This window comes from Agrobacterium pusense (assembly GCF_013285525.1).
Classification (GTDB): Bacteria; Pseudomonadota; Alphaproteobacteria; order Rhizobiales; family Rhizobiaceae; genus Agrobacterium; species Agrobacterium pusense.
Map to the genome: position 1 here is coordinate 2,506,178 of NZ_CP053856.1, position 17,344 is coordinate 2,523,521.

General features: G+C 59.7%; 11 protein-coding genes. 5 read left to right on the top strand and 6 right to left on the bottom strand.

Annotated elements, in window-relative coordinates:
• Positions 1–24: 24 nt before the first annotated feature.
• The 5 genes from HQN82_RS12170 to HQN82_RS12190 all read left to right on the top strand — a co-directional run bounded on the left by HQN82_RS12170 (position 25) and on the right by HQN82_RS12190 (position 5,144).
• Positions 25–687: a phosphoribosylanthranilate isomerase gene (locus tag HQN82_RS12170; RefSeq protein WP_173614920.1), complete on the top strand. Its 663-nt coding sequence runs from the start codon at positions 25–27 to the stop codon at positions 685–687.
• Position 688: 1 nt separating this feature from the next.
• Positions 689–1,909, top strand: a complete 1,221-nt coding sequence (gene trpB, locus HQN82_RS12175) for a tryptophan synthase subunit beta (protein WP_173614921.1) — start codon at positions 689–691, stop codon at positions 1,907–1,909.
• A 4-nt stretch (positions 1,910–1,913) separates the two neighbouring features.
• Positions 1,914–2,753 (top strand): tryptophan synthase subunit alpha, encoded by an 840-nt coding sequence (gene trpA / locus HQN82_RS12180; protein WP_004444282.1) that lies wholly within the window; start codon positions 1,914–1,916, stop codon positions 2,751–2,753.
• Between the two features lie 27 nt (positions 2,754–2,780).
• Entirely contained in the window at positions 2,781–3,677 is an 897-nt protein-coding gene (accD, locus tag HQN82_RS12185) for an acetyl-CoA carboxylase, carboxyltransferase subunit beta (RefSeq protein ID WP_004444285.1), read from the top strand.
• An 87-nt stretch (positions 3,678–3,764) separates the two neighbouring features.
• Positions 3,765–5,144 (top strand): bifunctional folylpolyglutamate synthase/dihydrofolate synthase, encoded by a 1,380-nt coding sequence (locus HQN82_RS12190; RefSeq protein WP_173614922.1) that lies wholly within the window; start codon positions 3,765–3,767, stop codon positions 5,142–5,144.
• 47 nt (positions 5,145–5,191) lie between these two features.
• Here HQN82_RS12190 and trxA read toward each other — a convergent pair whose 3' ends face one another.
• The 6 genes from trxA to HQN82_RS12220 all read right to left on the bottom strand — a co-directional run bounded on the left by trxA (position 5,192) and on the right by HQN82_RS12220 (position 17,226).
• Positions 5,192–5,512 carry a thioredoxin gene (trxA, locus tag HQN82_RS12195; protein WP_003516334.1) on the bottom strand — a complete coding sequence of 107 codons (321 nt, stop codon included), beginning with the start codon at positions 5,510–5,512 and terminating at the stop codon, positions 5,192–5,194.
• A gap of 77 nt (positions 5,513–5,589) precedes the next feature.
• Positions 5,590–9,147, bottom strand: coding sequence for a double-strand break repair helicase AddA (addA, locus tag HQN82_RS12200; protein WP_173614923.1), 3,558 nt, complete (start codon positions 9,145–9,147; stop codon positions 5,590–5,592).
• Positions 9,137–12,322, bottom strand: a complete 3,186-nt coding sequence (addB, locus tag HQN82_RS12205; RefSeq protein ID WP_173614924.1) for a double-strand break repair protein AddB — start codon at positions 12,320–12,322, stop codon at positions 9,137–9,139. The genes addA and addB overlap by 11 nt, the downstream gene beginning before the upstream one ends.
• Positions 12,319–13,056 carry a nucleotidyltransferase family protein gene (locus tag HQN82_RS12210; RefSeq protein ID WP_037090303.1) on the bottom strand — a complete coding sequence of 246 codons (738 nt, stop codon included), beginning with the start codon at positions 13,054–13,056 and terminating at the stop codon, positions 12,319–12,321. The genes addB and HQN82_RS12210 overlap by 4 nt, the downstream gene beginning before the upstream one ends.
• A gap of 16 nt (positions 13,057–13,072) precedes the next feature.
• Positions 13,073–14,584, bottom strand: a complete 1,512-nt coding sequence (tsaE, locus tag HQN82_RS12215) for a tRNA (adenosine(37)-N6)-threonylcarbamoyltransferase complex ATPase subunit type 1 TsaE (RefSeq protein ID WP_173614925.1) — start codon at positions 14,582–14,584, stop codon at positions 13,073–13,075.
• Positions 14,581–17,226 (bottom strand): sensor histidine kinase, encoded by a 2,646-nt coding sequence (locus HQN82_RS12220; RefSeq protein ID WP_004444300.1) that lies wholly within the window; start codon positions 17,224–17,226, stop codon positions 14,581–14,583. Before HQN82_RS12220 ends, tsaE begins: the two co-directional genes overlap by 4 nt.
• Positions 17,227–17,344 lie beyond the last annotated feature (118 nt).

Below are 17,344 nucleotides of genomic sequence, written 5' to 3' on the forward strand. Positions count from 1 at the left end.
CGCATTTCGTGTCAGGTCGCGGATATGAAACCGGATATCAAGATTTGCGGATTGAAGACACCGGAAGCGCTGGAGCGCGCCATCAGGCGCGGCGCGTCGCATGTCGGTTTTATTTTCTTTGAAAAAAGTCCACGCAACATCGAGCCCGATTTAGCCGGTAAGCTGGCCGAAGCCGCCCGTGGCGCAGCCAAGGTGGTCGCCGTCACCGTCAATGCCGATAATGATTATCTCGATGAAATCGTCGATCTTGTAAAACCTGACATTCTGCAGCTGCACGGCAGTGAAAGCCCGGAGCGGCTGTTGACCATCAAGGCGCTTTACGGCCTGCCGGTCATGAAGGCGATTTCCATTCGCGATGCCGCTGATCTTGCCAAAATTGGCCCTTATAACGGGATAGCCGATCGTTTTCTGCTGGATGCCAAGGCGCCCGCTGGTTCGGAGCTTCCGGGCGGCAACGGTGTTTCCTTCGACTGGACCATCCTGCGCTCCCTTGACGGAAGCATCGATTACATGCTTTCCGGGGGACTGAACAAGGACAATGTCGCCGAGGCTCTGGCAGAAACCCGGGCGAGCGGAATAGATTTGTCATCTGGCGTCGAAAGCGCGCCGGGCGTCAAGGATCTGTCCATGATCGACGCTTTTTTCAATGTGGTGAATGATTGGTCGAAAGGCCCAAAGGGAGCTTGAAGTGAACGACGCGCCAACACCCAATTCTTTTCGCGCTGGTCCTGATGAGGACGGACGTTTTGGCATTTACGGAGGTCGCTTCGTTGCCGAAACGCTGATGCCGCTCATTCTGGATTTGCAGGCGGAATGGGACAAGGCCAAGACCGATCCCGCGTTCCAGGCGGAACTCAAGCATCTCGGCGCACACTATACCGGCCGTCCGAGCCCGCTTTATTTCGCGGAGCGCCTGACGGCGGAACTTGGCGGCGCGAAGATCTATTTCAAGCGCGAAGAACTGAACCACACGGGTTCACACAAGATCAACAATTGCCTCGGCCAGATTCTGCTTGCAAAACGCATGGGCAAGACCCGCATCATCGCCGAGACCGGTGCCGGCCAGCACGGCGTTGCCTCGGCAACCGTTGCTGCGCGCTTCGGCCTGCCATGCGTCGTTTACATGGGCGCGACGGACGTTGCGCGTCAGGCCCCGAACGTATTCCGCATGAAGCTTCTGGGCGCCGAGGTAAAGCCGGTCACGGCCGGCCACGGCACGCTCAAGGATGCGATGAACGAGGCCCTGCGCGACTGGGTCACCAATGTCGATGACACTTATTACCTGATCGGTACTGCCGCGGGCCCACACCCCTATCCGGAAATGGTCCGCGATTTCCAGGCCGTTATCGGAGAGGAAGCCAAGGCGCAGATGCTGGAAGCGGAAGGTCGTCTGCCGGATATGGTCATTGCGGCAGTTGGCGGCGGCTCGAACGCCATCGGCATCTTCCATCCTTTCCTTGATGACAAGAGCGTTCGCATCGTCGGCGTCGAGGCGGGCGGAAAGGGCCTTTCGGGGGAAGAGCATTGCGCTTCAATCACTGCCGGTTCGCCGGGCGTGCTGCACGGCAACCGCACCTATCTGCTGCAGGATGCGGATGGTCAGATCAAGGAAGGCCATTCGATCTCCGCAGGCCTCGATTATCCCGGTATCGGCCCTGAACATTCCTGGCTGAACGACATCGGCCGCGTCGAATATGTGCCGATCATGGACCATGAGGCGCTGGATGCCTTCCAGATGCTGACCCGCCTTGAAGGCATCATTCCGGCTCTGGAGCCGAGCCACGCTTTGGCCGAGGTCATCAAGCGTGCGCCGAAAATGGGCAGGGACGAGATCATCCTGATGAATCTCTCCGGCCGCGGCGACAAGGATGTCCACACCGTCAGCAAGTTCCTTGGAATGGATGTATAAGATCATGACTGCACGTATGGACAAGCGCTTCGCCGATCTGCGCGCGGAAAATCGCCCGGCCCTGATTACCTATTTCATGGGCGGCGACCCGGATTTCCAGACCTCGCTTGGCATCATGAAGGCGCTGCCGGAAGCCGGTGCCGACGTTATCGAACTCGGTATGCCGTTTTCGGACCCCATGGCGGACGGCCCGGCCATTCAGCTCGCTGGCCAGCGCGCGCTGAAGGGCGGACAGACGCTGAAAACCACGCTCGATCTTGCTCGGGAGTTCCGCAAGGAAGACGATGCAACGCCGATCGTAATGATGGGCTATTACAACCCGATCTATATCTATGGCGTCGAAAAATTTCTGGACGACGCACTGGCGGCGGGCATCGATGGCCTGATTGTGGTCGATCTGCCGCCGGAAATGGACGATGAGCTCTGCATTCCGGCGCTTGCGCGCGGCATCAACTTCATCCGTCTTGCAACGCCGACCACCGATGGCAAACGCCTGCCGACCGTCCTTAAAAATACCTCAGGTTTCGTGTATTACGTCTCGATGAATGGTATCACCGGTTCAGCGCTTCCCGATCCGTCGTTGATCTCGGGCGCTGTCGGTCGTATCAAGGCGCATACGGAACTGCCGGTCTGTGTCGGTTTCGGTGTCAAGACGGCTGATCATGCCAAGGCAATCGGTGCCGTGGCGGACGGTGTGGTGGTGGGTTCCGCCATTGTCAACCAGATTGCCGGCAGCCTGACCAAGGATGGACAGGCAACCGCAGATACCGTGCCGGCGGTTACGACGCTGGTAAAAGGACTTTCAACGGGCGTGCGTGCATCGCGCCTCGCCGCTGCAGAATAAGCGCGCGGCCCAGTCAGGAGTAGACAGTTGAACTGGATCACCAATTACGTTCGGCCGCGGATCAATTCCATGCTCGGCCGCCGCCCGGAGGTTCCGGAAAACCTTTGGATCAAGTGCCCCGAAACGGGCGAAATGGTCTTCCACAAGGATCTGGAAGACAACAAGTGGGTCATTCCGGCGTCCGGCTATCACATGAAGATGCCGGCCAAGGCGCGTCTTGCGGATCTTTTCGATGGCGGCGTTTATGAGGCTCTGCCGCAACCGAAGGTCGCGCAGGACCCGCTGAAATTCCGCGATTCCAAAAAATACACCGATCGCCTGCGTGATAGCCGCGCGAAGACCGAGCAGGAAGATACGATCCTCGCCGGTGTCGGCCTGCTGAAGGGCCTGAAGATCGTCGCCGTCGTGCATGAATTCCAGTTCATGGGCGGTTCGCTCGGCATCGCCGCCGGTGAAGCCATCGTCAAGGCCTTTGAGCGCGCCATTTCCGAGCGCTGCCCGCTCGTCATGTTCCCGGCCTCCGGTGGCGCCCGCATGCAGGAAGGCATTCTTTCTCTGATGCAGCTGCCCCGCACCACGGTTGCGGTAAACATGCTGAAGGAAGCTGGCATGCCTTACATCGTGGTTCTGACCAACCCGACCACAGGCGGTGTCACGGCCTCCTATGCCATGCTCGGCGACGTGCATATTGCCGAACCGGGCGCTGAAATCTGCTTCGCCGGCAAGCGCGTGATCGAGCAGACCATTCGCGAAAAGCTGCCGGAAGGCTTCCAGACCTCGGAATACCTGCTGGAGCACGGCATGGTGGATATGGTCATTGATCGTCGCGAAATCCCGGACACGCTGGCTAATCTGCTCAAGATCATGACCAAAGCGCCCGCTGACAATGCAAACGCTGTCGTCCCGCTGGCCGCTTCGGCCTGAGGAAAAAAAATATGTCGCCCGGAGGCATAAATTGCCTCCGGGATGATGTTATACGTTGCCTGATTTCATTTTTAGGGCGGCGGACAAATGACAAGCAAAACGCCTGAAAGGCGAACGGAAGACATGACGAAGCCCGCGATCGGTGAGGCAGAAAAGATCATTGAAGAGCTGATGCAGCTCCACCCCAAGGGGTTTGATCTTTCACTCGACAGAATTTCCCGTCTTCTCGAAAAAGTCGGCAATCCACAAAACAGAATGCCACCGGTGATCCATGTAGCCGGCACCAATGGCAAGGGTTCGGTTACTGCCTTTTGCCGTGCCCTCCTCGAGGCTGCAGGACTCTCCGTCCACGTTCATACCTCACCGCATCTGGTAAATTGGCACGAACGATACCGTATAGGCGTGGCGGGCGATAAAGGCCGTTACGTCAAAGACGAGATATTTGCGGACGCGCTGCGCCGCATTGAAACTGCCAATGCAGGTCAGACAATCACGGTTTTCGAAATCCTGACTGCGGCTATGTTCGTGCTTTTTGCGGAACAGCCCGCCGATGCCGCGATCGTTGAGGTTGGCTTGGGCGGCCGTTTCGATGCAACCAATGTCATCAATAACCCGGCGGTTTCCGTCATCATGCCAATCTCGCTTGATCACCAGGCTTATCTCGGCGATCGCGTGGAACTGATTGCCGCCGAAAAGGCGGGAATCATGAAAAAGGGCTCACCCGTCGTCATTGGCCATCAGGAATATGATGCGGCGCTCGAAACACTTGTCGCCACGGCGGAGCGTCTCGGTTGCCCGGTGTCCGTCTATGGCCAGGATTTTTCCGCCCATGAAGAATTCGGCCGCATGGTCTATCAGGATGAGTTCGGACTGACGGATGCGCCGCTGCCACGGCTCCCGGGCCGTCACCAGCTTGCCAATGCCGCCGCCGCGATCCGCGCCGTCAAGGCTGCCGGTTTTGAGGTGACGGAGCGGATGATCGAAAAGGCCATGACCACGGTGGAATGGCCCGGTCGTCTTCAGCGCATCCTGACTGGAAAAATCGCTGAAATGGCGCCGAAAGATGCGGAAATCTGGATCGACGGTGGCCATAACCCCGGTGCGGGTGAAGTGATTGCAGAGGCAATGGCGGGTTTTGAGGAAAAGACGCCGCGGCCGCTCTTCATCATTGCTGGCCTCATCAACACCAAGGATCCGGTGGGCTATTTCAAGGCCTTCGCCGATATCGCCGAATATGTCTTTACCGTGCCGATCGGCGGCACGGATGCAGCGATCGACCCTGTGGTACTCGCCCATGCCGCCTTCGATGCTGGCCTCGTTGCAGCGCCAACATCGTCTCTGACACATGCTCTGGAAGAGTTGTCGCGCCGCTTCGACCCTGAAGGACCGGCGCCGCGCATCCTGATCGGCGGTTCGCTTTACCTTGCTGGCAATGCACTTGCCCTGAACGGCACGGTGCCGCAATAAAAAAGCCCGGCATCGCTGCCGGGCTTCTTTCATTCCATTGATAATGCTTATGCGGCGCCGGAAATCCAGGCCGAAAGCGCTGTCTTGGGAGCAGCGCCAACCTTGATGTCAGCCACTTCACCGCTTTTGAAAATGGCGAGCGTCGGGATGGAGCGAACGCCGAACTGAGCGGCCAGTTCCGGGTTTTCGTCGATATTCAGCTTTGCGACCTTGACCTTGCCGGCCAGCTCGGAGGAAATTTCCTCAAGGCTCGGCGCGATCATCTTGCACGGGCCGCACCATTCGGCCCAGAAATCCACCACGACGGGTTCGGAGGATTCAAGGACTTCGGACTGGAAGTTGGCGGCATCGACTTTTACGGTAGCCATATCTGGCTCTCCTTTCAGTAAATCTTTTCCACTATCGATGTGATGCGGGCGCGTCGAAATTTCAATGCCCCGGTATCTCACTTTGTCTTTATTGCGGCAAGGGCCTCTCTCATCGCATCGTCGCCAACCGTTATAAAGGCAGCATTTTCCGTATAAATCAGCGCACAGACAAATTCCTTGCCGGGATAAAGCGGTGCCAGAATTTCCCGATAAATGGCAAGCTGCGCCGTATGGGAGAAGGGTATTTCACGCGCTTCGCGGGGCGGCACTCGGTTGGTCTTGTAATCGATCAGGATGACGCGATCTCCCTCGACCGCCAGCCGGTCGATGCGGCCGGAGACGGCATATTGCTGCCGGCCGAGGGCCATCGTGCCCATGATCGACACTTCCGCACGACTGTTGGCAGAGAAGGCCGGCTGAACCGCGGGTTCGGACATGACACGTAAAACGGCCCGTACCAATTGCTCGCGCTCGGTAACAGGCCAGAACCGCGCCGCGCGTTCAGCATAACGGCGCGCCGCCTCTTCCCGTTCGACCGCCGGAAAATCGGGCAGCGCCTGAAGCATGCGATGCACCAACCGTCCGCGCTGCAGCGCCAATGAAGAGACCTCGGCTTTCTCCCCGAACAGTGGTGAGCGCACGGCGAGATCATCCGCACCGTCATCGATGATGGTGCCCGCGCCGGAAGGGCTGAGCGGTCTCGGTAGAGAGGGCAGGGCAGGCAAAGGGGTAAGAAGTCCCGCCGGAAGGGCATAGTCTTCCTGCTGCGGCGTTTCCGGTGGCCTTAGTGGGGCAGGTGTCGAGCGTGGTTCGGATTTGCGCCAGACAAGCCCCTGCCATTCCTCACCATCCGCCGTGAAAAGCTGGGGCTTGCAATGGTCTTCGTTGTTGGCAAGCGCCTTTTTGACGATGGCATGCCAGCATTCGGGATTTTCCTTCTGGCCGCGATAACCGCAGACGACGAGGTGATCGGCGGCGCGCGTCATGGCCACATAAAGCAGCCGCCGATATTCATCTTCGGCGGCGGTCTTCAGCCGCTCTTCGTCCGATCGGATAAGGTGGTTTGAAAATCCACTGCCGGGCAACCAGACCGGGAAGGCGTCTTCACCTGCTTCGACAAAACGCAGTTTAGGCACATGGCTGTGATTGAAGGCCTTCGAACCGCCATCGACGACAAAAACGACGGGTGCTTCCAACCCCTTGGAGGCGTGCACGGTCATGATGCGAACTTCGCCGCGATCCTTGTCCTGCTCCCGCTTCACCTCCGGTGAGTCAGTTTCCAGGACGGAGAGAAAGGCCTGCAGGCCGGGCAGGCCGGTCCTTTCGTGATCCAGCGCGAAGGACAGGAATTCATCCAGAACGTCGCTTGCCTCGTTGCCAAGCCTGCCGAGAAATTTTTTGCGTCCGTCGTGCAGTGTAAGCACCGCTGCGAAGAAATCATGCACGGTGGCCGTTTTAGAAAGCGCGATAAAACCTTCCAGCTTGGCGGTAACGCTGGAAAGATGGCTATTCTCTTCCTGCGCAAGGATTTGCAGCCGTTTCCAGACGCTCTCCGTTTCCGATCGCATGGCGGCAATGTCGAAAACGTCGTCTTCCGTCAGGTTGAAGAGTGGACTTTTCAAAAGTGCGGCAAGGGAAAGGTCGTCTTCGGGCAGGACAACGAAATGACCGAGCGCCAGAAGGTCCTGCACGGCAATGTGGTCAGTCAAACGAAGGCGGTCAGCGCCGGCAACGGGTATGTTCTTGCGCCGTTTCAGCTCCCGGGTCAGTGCATTGACGAAGGCATGACGTTTTCTGACGAGCACCAGAATGTCGCCCGGTTCGATGGCGCGCTCCACGCCTTTTTCGATGATGGTCTCGCGTCCGATCATATCGGCGATGCGCGCGGCGATCCGGCGGGCAACTATGGTGGCCGGCGCGCTTTCCCGCAGCGCATCGAAGGGGGCTGTCCAATCCTCTTCGTCCTCGGTGGTTTCCGGTGCCACCATATCCCATACTTCCACGGTGCCGGGATGGCCAGCGCGGTTGGACCGGTGCTCCACCGGCTCGTTATCGGCACTGAGGCCGCTTGCGTTATTCGGGTCCGAAAACACCTGGTCGACAGCCGCCAGCACATCCTCCGTGGATCGGAAGGATAGCGGCAGGCGAATGCGGTGAAAGGCCTGTTCGACCGAATCGACCCGTCTCTTGGTCTCTTCGCGCTCCTGCGAAAACCGTTCCGGCCGCGCGCCCTGGAATGAATAGATCGACTGTTTTTCATCGCCCACGGCAAACAGCGTCCGCCGCCCCATGCGGGCGCTCTCGCCGGTGAAGAAATCCGCCGCAAGCGACTGGATGATCGACCATTGCACCGGGCTCGTGTCCTGCGCCTCATCAACCAGAATATGGTCGATGCCCTGATCCAGCTTGTAATGCACCCACGCACCCGCCGTATCGCGGTTGAGGAGGTTGGCCGCGCGCTCGATCAGGTCTTCGAAATCGAGCTGGCTTCGCTGTTTCTTCAGGTCTTCGAAATCACCGATCAGCCTTTCCGCCAGAACAAGGGCGCATTTGGTCGCCGCCAGCATCCGCACCAGACGATAACGGTTGCGGCAGGAAACGACATGGTCCCGCGCCAGCGTCAGCGCATCGAGAAGTTCGGGGGCGGATTTCTGCATGCCCTTGTTGATGACATAGGCATCCGATTTCTTTTCACCCTTGGCCGTCAGCAGGGCGGCTTCGATGAATTCCATCCGTCGCACGGCGTCTGGTTGTCGTTTTGCTTCCCTGAGTGCATAGGCGACATCGATGACGCGTGATCCACCCACCTCGTCGGCAAGGGTGAGGTACGTATCGAGCGCGAGGCCGGCGAGGCCGGGCAGAGGCCAGAAGGCGGCCGCGGCAGTTTCTTCGGTCTCTCCATCTGCAATCTGCATCGCCTGCCGCAACCGGGCATCGATGCCGCCTGACTGTTTGGCGCCCAGAAGGAAGGCCCGCAAGGCACTGCGATTAGTGATGATGGCGGAGAGCAGCGCTTCCAACCCGCTTTCATCGGCGAGATCGAGAACATAGGCCAGCGCCTGCGCCAGGTCCGCATCGCTTTCCGTCGAAACCGCGGTCAGGAGCGAACGGCGCGCCTCAGCCAGCAGCGTGGTTGCGGCGCGGTCGTCGAGAACGGAGAAATGGCCGGCGACATTGGCTTCCAGCGGAAATTGGTGCAGCAACGCCTCGCAGAAGGCGTGGATTGTCTGGATCTTCAAACCGCCCGGTGTTTCCAGCGCCTTGGCGAAGAGCCTGCGCGCCTCGGCAAGCTTGATGCGATCCGGCGCCTTGCCTTCGATGGCGGCGATGCGGTCCTTGAGATCGGAATCCGGCAAAGTAGCCCATTCCGCCAGACGGTCGAAGACGCGGCTCGACATTTCCGATGCTGCGGCCTTGGTATAGGTGAGGCAGAGGATCGCCGAAGGCCGGCAGCCGGCCAGAAGCAGGCGGATGACGCGCTGGGTCAGTACGTGGGTCTTGCCGGAACCGGCATTGGCCGACACCCAAGCGGAACTGGCGGGATCGGAAGCAAGCCGCTGCCGGGCGCTGGTCCAGTCGATCCAGCTTTCAGGTGTGTCGGCAGCAGGACCGGCGTCGAAGGGATCAATCGTCATCGCCGTCTCCCGGTTCTGCCGTCGACCATTCCGAAACGCGGGCGAGGTGATCATATTCCCCGCCGTAGGATTGCTGTTCTTCCGGCACCAGCCGCGAGGCGAAGCCGTTTTCCCCGTTGCGCAGCGAATGAACGAATTTTGTGAGCTGTTCTATCGATTCCGTCGCGAGTTCAATCGCCGATTTCGGCGGTCTTTTCCCGCTTCGGCTGGAATGTTCGTTATTGACCTGATCGGCGAAAAAACGCTCGCCCGGCCGCAGGCGAACATAGATGAGGTTTTCAGGCGTGGGTGAACCGGCTTCGCGGAAGGCGCCGCGCATCAATGCTGCCGCCTCCAGCGCAAGCTGTGGATCAAGCAGCGCCCGCGCCTGGTTGACGGAAGGCGCGAGCCCCGTCTTGTAGTCGATAATATCCGCCTGACCGTTTGTCTTGATGTCGATGCGGTCGGCGACGCCGGTGAGCCTTATGCCTGCTTCGACGATTTCCTGGCCCGCGCGCGCCTCGTAGAAGCTGTGGCGAATGGATGGATGACGTTCTTTTTCCCAGTCGATGAAGGCGCGCGCCACCGCTGCAAAACGTGGCCGCCAGATCACATCCACATGGGGAGGCAGGTTTTCAGCATCGAAACATTCGTCGAGAATGCGCTGCATGGCCGAAAGCGAGGCCGGTGTGCCGGGAACATGTCCCTCACGGGAATAGCGCTCGATGATCGCGTGATAGAGCGTGCCGCGATCGGCGGCGTTCGGATCGCGATTGAAGGGGTCGAGCGGGTCCAGCTTCAGGATGCGCCGCGCATAGATCGAATAGGGGTCGCGGCGCAGGCGGCCCACTTCGCTGAAGGAGTAACGCGTCGGCTGCAATTCAGCTGGCGGTTTCGGGGAAGGGCGCTTTGCCGCCTCCTGCTCGATGCTCTCGTCCATCAGACCCGCCCAATGACGATATGTCTCACCACGTTTTTTAAGGACTTTGGCAAAATCCTCGCCGCCCAGGGCCAGCAGCCTTTGCAGCCAGCGTGAGGCGACGGCAGGCGTGGAGCCCTGCCTGAGCGCCCGGGTGTAGAAAATGTGTCGCGTGCCGTTGGCCATCTCAAAGTCATGCGCGAGCTGGCCGATACGCCGTTCCGGCGGCTCCAGCCCGATCGCAGTCTTCATGGTGCGGGAAAGAAACGGATTATTCGCCGTTTGGCCCGGCCAGAGGCCTTCATTGAGACCGCCGATGATGACCGTATCGACACTTTGCAGCCGCGCTTCCAGCGCGCCGAAGATGAAGATGCGCGGATGGCGCATCGATCTTGGCTTGATTGATTCCCCTGCCACAAGCGCCGCGAATATATCGATCCATTGCGGACCGTCCGCGTCGAGAATATCTCCGCTTTCCATCAGTTCGGCAAAGAGGCTGGAAAGCTTGTCTCCGGCCTCGCCGGACCAGAGAGCGGCAAGATCTGTATTTTCATCCCCACAGATGGCTTCCATCACGCGGCCGGTCCGTTCTGCCCAGTCGGAAAGAGGCAACCTGTCGGTAAAGGCCCGGCCAGATCGGTCGCGGCGGACGAAGGCGGAGCGCAGCGGCTCTGTGGCCATTGCAATCCGTCGCGCCAGATCGCGCGCGGCGTCAACGCTTCCGTCAGGCAGGGCCAGCCGCCAGGCGGGCGGATGTCTGTCCTCGCGTTGCGCAAGGAGTTGGGTGTCAAGAACCGTTTCCAGATTGCCCACTTCAGTTTCGACGCGGCCGCCTCGCAGCGCAATCAGCTCAAGCGCCTTCGAAGCTCTGGTGAAAGCTTCGCTCGAGAGCCCGAAACGGGCGAGCGGGTGTTTCAGAAGGGAAATGATCGGCACCGGGTCTCCGGGTCTCAGGATCGCCTCCAGCGCGAGTTGCGTGAGGCCGGCCTGGGCCGTTGCCGAAAGCGGCGTGCCGGCGGAATCGTCGGCTTCGATGCCGAAGCGTTGCAACTCCGTTGCCACGCGCCGCGCCAGCCCGCGGTCGGGTGTTATCAGGGCCGCCTGCGAAGGCCGTTCCGAGGCTGGTGCTTCGAGCGCAAGCCTGAGCGCCACTGCGATGGCGGTGGCCTCTTCGCGCTCGTTGGCAGCTTCAATCAGCGTGGCCGCTGCAAAGGCATCGTCAAAAATTGCGGAATCCCGGTCTTCACGCCATCGGTTCCAGTCACTGGTGGATTTGGCCGGCGCGAGCGCTGCCGAAAACACCGCGGCGCGCTTTTCCAGATCGTTGTCGAGGGCACCGATCGGAACCACATCGTCACGCGGGATGCCCAGTTTCTGCAGCAGGACATAAAGCCCGTATTGCGAGTGAGTGCGGCTCGAAGGATCGGTGGGGTCCTCGGCGATCGCCTGCCATTGCTCTTCCGGCATGGCAAGATCAAGCCCCGGAAGCACCACCACGCCTTGCGGTAAAGCTGCAACCGCGGCGATGAGATCGGCGGCGGCCGGAATGGAGCCTGTCGAGCCAGCGACGATGATCGGACCGGTGTCCGGCAATGTGGCAATTCGGTTCGCTTCTGCCCGGAGGATGGCGTTTCGGTGCCGTCCGGCCGAAGATCTGTTGAGTTCGGCAAGCCGGGCGGGCCAGAAGATGCTGGCGATCTTTAGAAAATCGGCCGTGAGCTGCCACCATTGAGCGTGATCACCGGTATCGAGATGCTGAAGCGCTTCCCAATCTTTTTCTTCCGTATCCATCGCGTCGATCACCTCTGCCATCGCACGCGCGAGCCATATCGCGTCGGCCGGGCTGGCGGGGGCGACCAGCGGCGAATCGGAATGGATCGCCCGGATGGCGTCTGGGAGGCTGTTGCGCCATGCAAGGATGAGACGCGCGAGTTCGATCAGTCGGCCGGTGCCGGAAATCGGCGGCGCGAGATCCATGATCTCAGGGTTTTCGACATCGAAGAAACCGCTGTCGTCATCCGTTTCGCCAAGGGGCCGGATGAGCGGCAGAATGGCGGAACGGCCGCCAAGAAGATCGACGAATTCCGAGCGCAGCACGCGGGCCGAACGCCGCGTCGGCACATATATCGTCACCTTGGCAAGCGACAGGGGATCGGCCGAGTCATATCGATAGCCTGCCGCCAGTCTTCCGTCGCACAGCGTTTCCGCAAGCGTTTTGAGGAACGGTGTTCCCGCAGCGATCGTCAGAACGCGCTTTGCGTGGTGGGAGCCCGTCATGCAGAGCGTTTTTCCCTGAATTGCCGGATGATGTTCTCAGCATCGTCTATGGCGTCCGGCGTGCCGACGGTAATCCAGTGACCATCCAGCGGCAGCCCGTAAAGCCGGGCCTTTTCAATCGCGCGATCGAAGTAAATATTCAGGTTGAAAGCGTCCGTGGGTGCGTCGTCAAGCAGCCGCGAGTCCATGGCGATGGCGCCGGCATAGACCACGGGGTTCGTGTCGCCCTCGCGATGGCGGGTCAGTCTTCCGTCCGCGGCGAGGTTGAAATCCCTCTTGCCATTGTGGCCGGTGGTCCGATCCATGTCGACACAGAGCAGTGCCATGTCCATCCGACCGGAATCGAAGAACTGTGCGAGCTTGCGCAGATTGCTGGCCACGTGCAGCTGCTCACCGATCCAGAAGAGATCGGCATTCATGACGAAGACCGGGCCGGGTTCCAGAAGCTTCAGACCCTTGGCGAGACCGCCGCCGGAATTCATCAGCTGGGAGCGTTCGTCGGAAATCAGGATTTCGGCATCGGCGCGGCGCTGAAGATGGGCGACCATCTGCTCGGCGTGGTGGTGCACATTGACGACAATTCTTTCGGCACCGGCTTCCACAAGAGCGTCGAGCACATAATCGATCATTGGCTTGCCGGCGATCTGTACGAGTGGCTTCGGGATCGTATCGGTGATCGGGCGCATCCGAGTACCGAGCCCGGCGGCCAGCACCATCGCGTTTTTGATCGTCATCGTGGTCAACCGTCTTTCAGTCGTTAAAGTCCATGCCCATGCGCAGGCACCAGTCTCTGAGCGGCGCAAGTTCCGGATGCGAAAGCGCTGCGGCGAGATAGCGGAACGTCCGCGGCATATGCTTCATATAACCGGGTTTGCCATCCCGTTCCATCAGCCTGACCCAGATACCGGCAAGCTTGCAGTTGCGCTGCGCCGACATGATGGAGAAAGCCTTGAGAAAAGCAGCCTCATGGAAAGAAGGCGTGTGCCGCCTGCTCTCGAGATAATGCGAAAGCAGGCGTGCCTGCAATCCGGGCTCGATTGTAACCCGGGCATCCTGAACAATGGAAGCGAGATCATAGGCGGTCGGGCCAATCATCGCGTCCTGAAAATCGATCAGGCCGACCTGTCGTATGCCGGCGTTCTGCTGTTGCCAGAGGATATTTGGCGAATGGAAGTCGCGCAGCAGCAGCCCGTTTTCGCAATCTGCAAGCGAGTCGATCAGAGCGTCCCAGATGGCGTAATATTCCTGCTTCCCGCCATCGGACAGTGGCCTGCCGCGCTTATAGGGCAGATACCATTCCACCAGCAGCGAGACCTCGATCTTCATCGCCTGCCGGTCAAAGGGTGGAACCTCATAGGTGCTGCCATCACCCACGGGCAGGGGACCGGGTTGTGACGCTTGATGAAGTGCCGCCAGAAAGGCAACGCTTTCCAGATAGCGCTCCTCGATTGGGGCGCCATCGGCGGCTAACACTCCATCTCGCCCCAGATCCTGCAACAGGAGAATGCCTTGGTCGATGTCCGCCGCGATGATCTCCGGCGCGCAAAAGCCGCGATGCCGCAGATAATTACCGATCGCCACGAAGGAACGGGCATCCTGGGCGAGATGGGCAATCTCCGCATAGGTCTTGCCGTCGGCGACGATGGCGCCTTTCAAGGGGCGGCGCCAATCCATCAGGATAAGGTCCGGGCCATCGGTGGAGATGGTCTCATAGGCACGGGTGGAAGCATCGCCGCTCAGAAAGCGGCGGACCGCGTCACCTCTGCCATTTCTGGCGAGGAATTCCCGGATGGCAAAAACCCGCTCAAGCCGCGCTTTCGGTTTTGCCTGAGCCTCGATGGAGGCGATCCGCCCTTCGCCGGAATGTGTCAGCGTCAGGGTTACGGTCTGGCCGGGTGGCAGAATCTCTCCTGCTATATCCGGCCATTCGATCAGGCAGATGCCATCCTCCAGCATCTCATCGATGCCGAGCTCATCCAGTTCGGAAACATCCGAAAGCCGGTAGAGGTCGAGATGGGCGACCGGAATGCGGGTGGCATAGGTCTGGATGATGGTGAAGGTGGGGCTCGGAACCTCAAGATCCGGCTCGTCCGCCATCGCCCGGATGAAGGCGCGGGCAAGCGTCGATTTACCGGCGCCAAGGTCGCCGACCAACGCCAGACAATCGCCGGGCTTCAGCGCCAGCGCGAGGTCTTCACCGAGCCTGATGGTGTCCTTTTCCCCCGCAAGAGGAATGGTGATCGGCAAGACATTTTCGCTCATTCTGCGGCAATGGAATGCGGACGCGTGGCGGAAGGAATGCGGCAGGTGACAGTGGTGCCGTTGCCGGGTCGGCTGTCTATGCTAACCGTTCCGTGGTGGAGACTGACGAAACTTTCGACAATGGAAAGGCCAAGCCCGGCGCCGGTTCGCCGGCCGCCATTGCCGCGGGTCGAAAAACGATCGAAGACCGTTTTCAGCATGTCTTCCGGGATGCCCGGTCCCTTGTCCGCCACAGAGAATATGAAGTCACCTTCGCTGCGCTGGCAGGAAAGCGTAACTGAAGACCCTTCCGGCGCGAAATTGATCGCATTGGTTAGGAGCTTGATGAGGATCTGCTTCAGGCGCTGGTGGTCTGCCACCAGGCTGCCGAGATGCGCCGGGGCGACGATCTGAAGTGAAATGCCGCTTTCCTGCAGCCGGTCCGCGATCTGCACCGAAACATCTTCGAGCAATTCGTTCAGGTCATTATCCGAATAATTGAGTTGCATGATGCCGGCATCGACGGTCGCAAGATCGAGAATATCATTGACGATCGTCAGAAGGACCGAGGAGGACGTGGAAATATGGTCGAGATATTCCGCCTGCCGCTCCGTCAATTCCCCAAGGCCCGGGGTCTTCAGGAGATCGGTGAAGCCGATAATGTTTGTCAGTGGCGAACGCAGCTCATAGGAAACATGCTGCACAAAATCATTCTTCAGCTCATCTGCCTTGAGAAGAGCGTCGTTCTTTTCCATAAGGGCGCGCTCAGCCCGTACGCTGTCCGTCATGTTGACAAAGGTCAGCATGGTCTGCGCATCCGGCAACGGAATGATCGCATAATCGAGGACGAGGCCGGAAAGCAGTTCCAGTGTGCCTTGCCGGGATGGTCGCTCATCATCGAAACTGGTTATGAACTGGCTGAAGGCGCGCCAGCCGTCGGGCCCGTCGTAGGATGGTGCGCAGGCGGTTTCGATGGCGCGGATGTGCGTTCCGGTTTCGGCCTGTTCGGCAGTCACGCCCCACAGCGCCCGGAATGCCGGGTTCGACAGGCGAATACGACCGTCCGCACCGAATACGGCGACCCCCTCGGCCAGATGGTCGATGGTTTCGCCCTGCACTTTCACCAATGTGTTGTAGCGCATTTGCAGATCGACCTGCTCGGTCAGGTTTTCGAAAACCCAGGTTGCGCCACCCTGCGGATGGGCCGTCGCAATCACCCGCAGTGTCTGGCCGTTGGGCAGGTGCCAGAGATCGGTCTTGGTATCGAGCGAACGGTATACGGAGAGCGCCGTCTCCTTCCAGTTCTTCCAGTTGAGCTGCTCGGGCAATTTGCCGGCGGTCCGCAGCCTGTCGAGAAGCTCTGAATTGTCAGGCCCGGATTCGAGGAACACCAGGTCGAGGCCCCACAGGGTCGCAAAAGCCTGATTATAGAATTGCAGCCGCTGCCGGCCGTCGAAAATGGCGACGGGCGTTGCCAGATGATCCAGCGTTTCGGCGTGGCTCTTCAGAACCCGCTTCAGTTCCTCGCTGATGGTTTCGGCCTCGGTGGCATCGATGGCGATACCGGCAGACCCGCCCGCCGTTTTGATGTCGACGACATCGAAGAAACTGCGATTACCCGCAACCACCGTGGAAATACGGTCGTGATAGGGCGATTCCGGGGTCGCGGCCGCGCGTATCTTCTGCCGGGTAACCGTGTTCAGAAGTTCTCGTTTCTCCTGAATGGCCTGTTCAGCGTTCCGCGCATCCACTGCCTGTGCATAGGCATGGTTCACCCAGATAAGTTCGCCTTCGCCATTGCGACGCCAGACGGGCTGCTCGATGGAATCGAGAAGTTCCTGAAAAGTCGAGACGGAAGCGATCAGCCGTTCACGCTCCACCTGCAGTTCGGCGAGCTCCGCACGCAGATTGTTGAGGGCGATGAAGCGTGCAAAGGCATTGCCGCCGGAAACCCGGCCCTGAACCTCGATAACTTCGCCGCGATGCGTTTCGATGGTGAGATCGAAACTCTGTGCGTGGCTACGAAGTTTCTCAATGGATTTCTCAAGCTGACTGGCGGATGCCGGTTTCAGCCAGCGGCCAAAGGCCAGAAAATCCTGGTCCGCCTGCGGCACGCCTGTCTCGGCCGGCAGCTGCCCCAGAAATTCCGGACGGTTTTCTGCGCCATCCCAGATGACGATGCGGCGGCTCTTGTCGGAAATCAGCGCTTCGTATTTGGCGATCTTGTGGTGAGACTGGGCAAGCGCCTGGCGAAATTCGCTGCTCTCCGCCTCTATATTGCCGCGCTGGCGCACCAGCCAGACGACTGAAAACAGCGTCGCGGAAAGCATACCCACGAAAAGCGAATAGGTTATGGTTTCACCTGATGAAAACAGCCGAGCGCCGGCTTTGGCCGCAAGTCCATCCTGCGCCAGCGCTACGGTGGCTGAACCGGCCAGAAACGTGCCGGAAAGCAGGAAGGGAAGCCGTGAAAAGCCGGTCCGGATCGCACGGATTGCCAGCCGGCAACGTGCCAGAGCATTTCCAGGAAAAGTGAACACCGGTTTTCCGTCCGCAGATGCGCCAAAACGCACCAGAGTCTGTGCGCTCAATGCCACGCCCGCTTGCGTGTTTTCAACGCGTTGAACTGTCTGCTTGCGCAGATCCGAATTTTGAACCGACATCCCCGGTCTGTCTCCGTCCTATGTGCCGCATCTTCGACAAGACATCCCATTTCGTCCGCACCGCCCTGTGGTGCGTCCGAATCAAGTCTGATGACAATACCGCCTTCATAAATCTGCG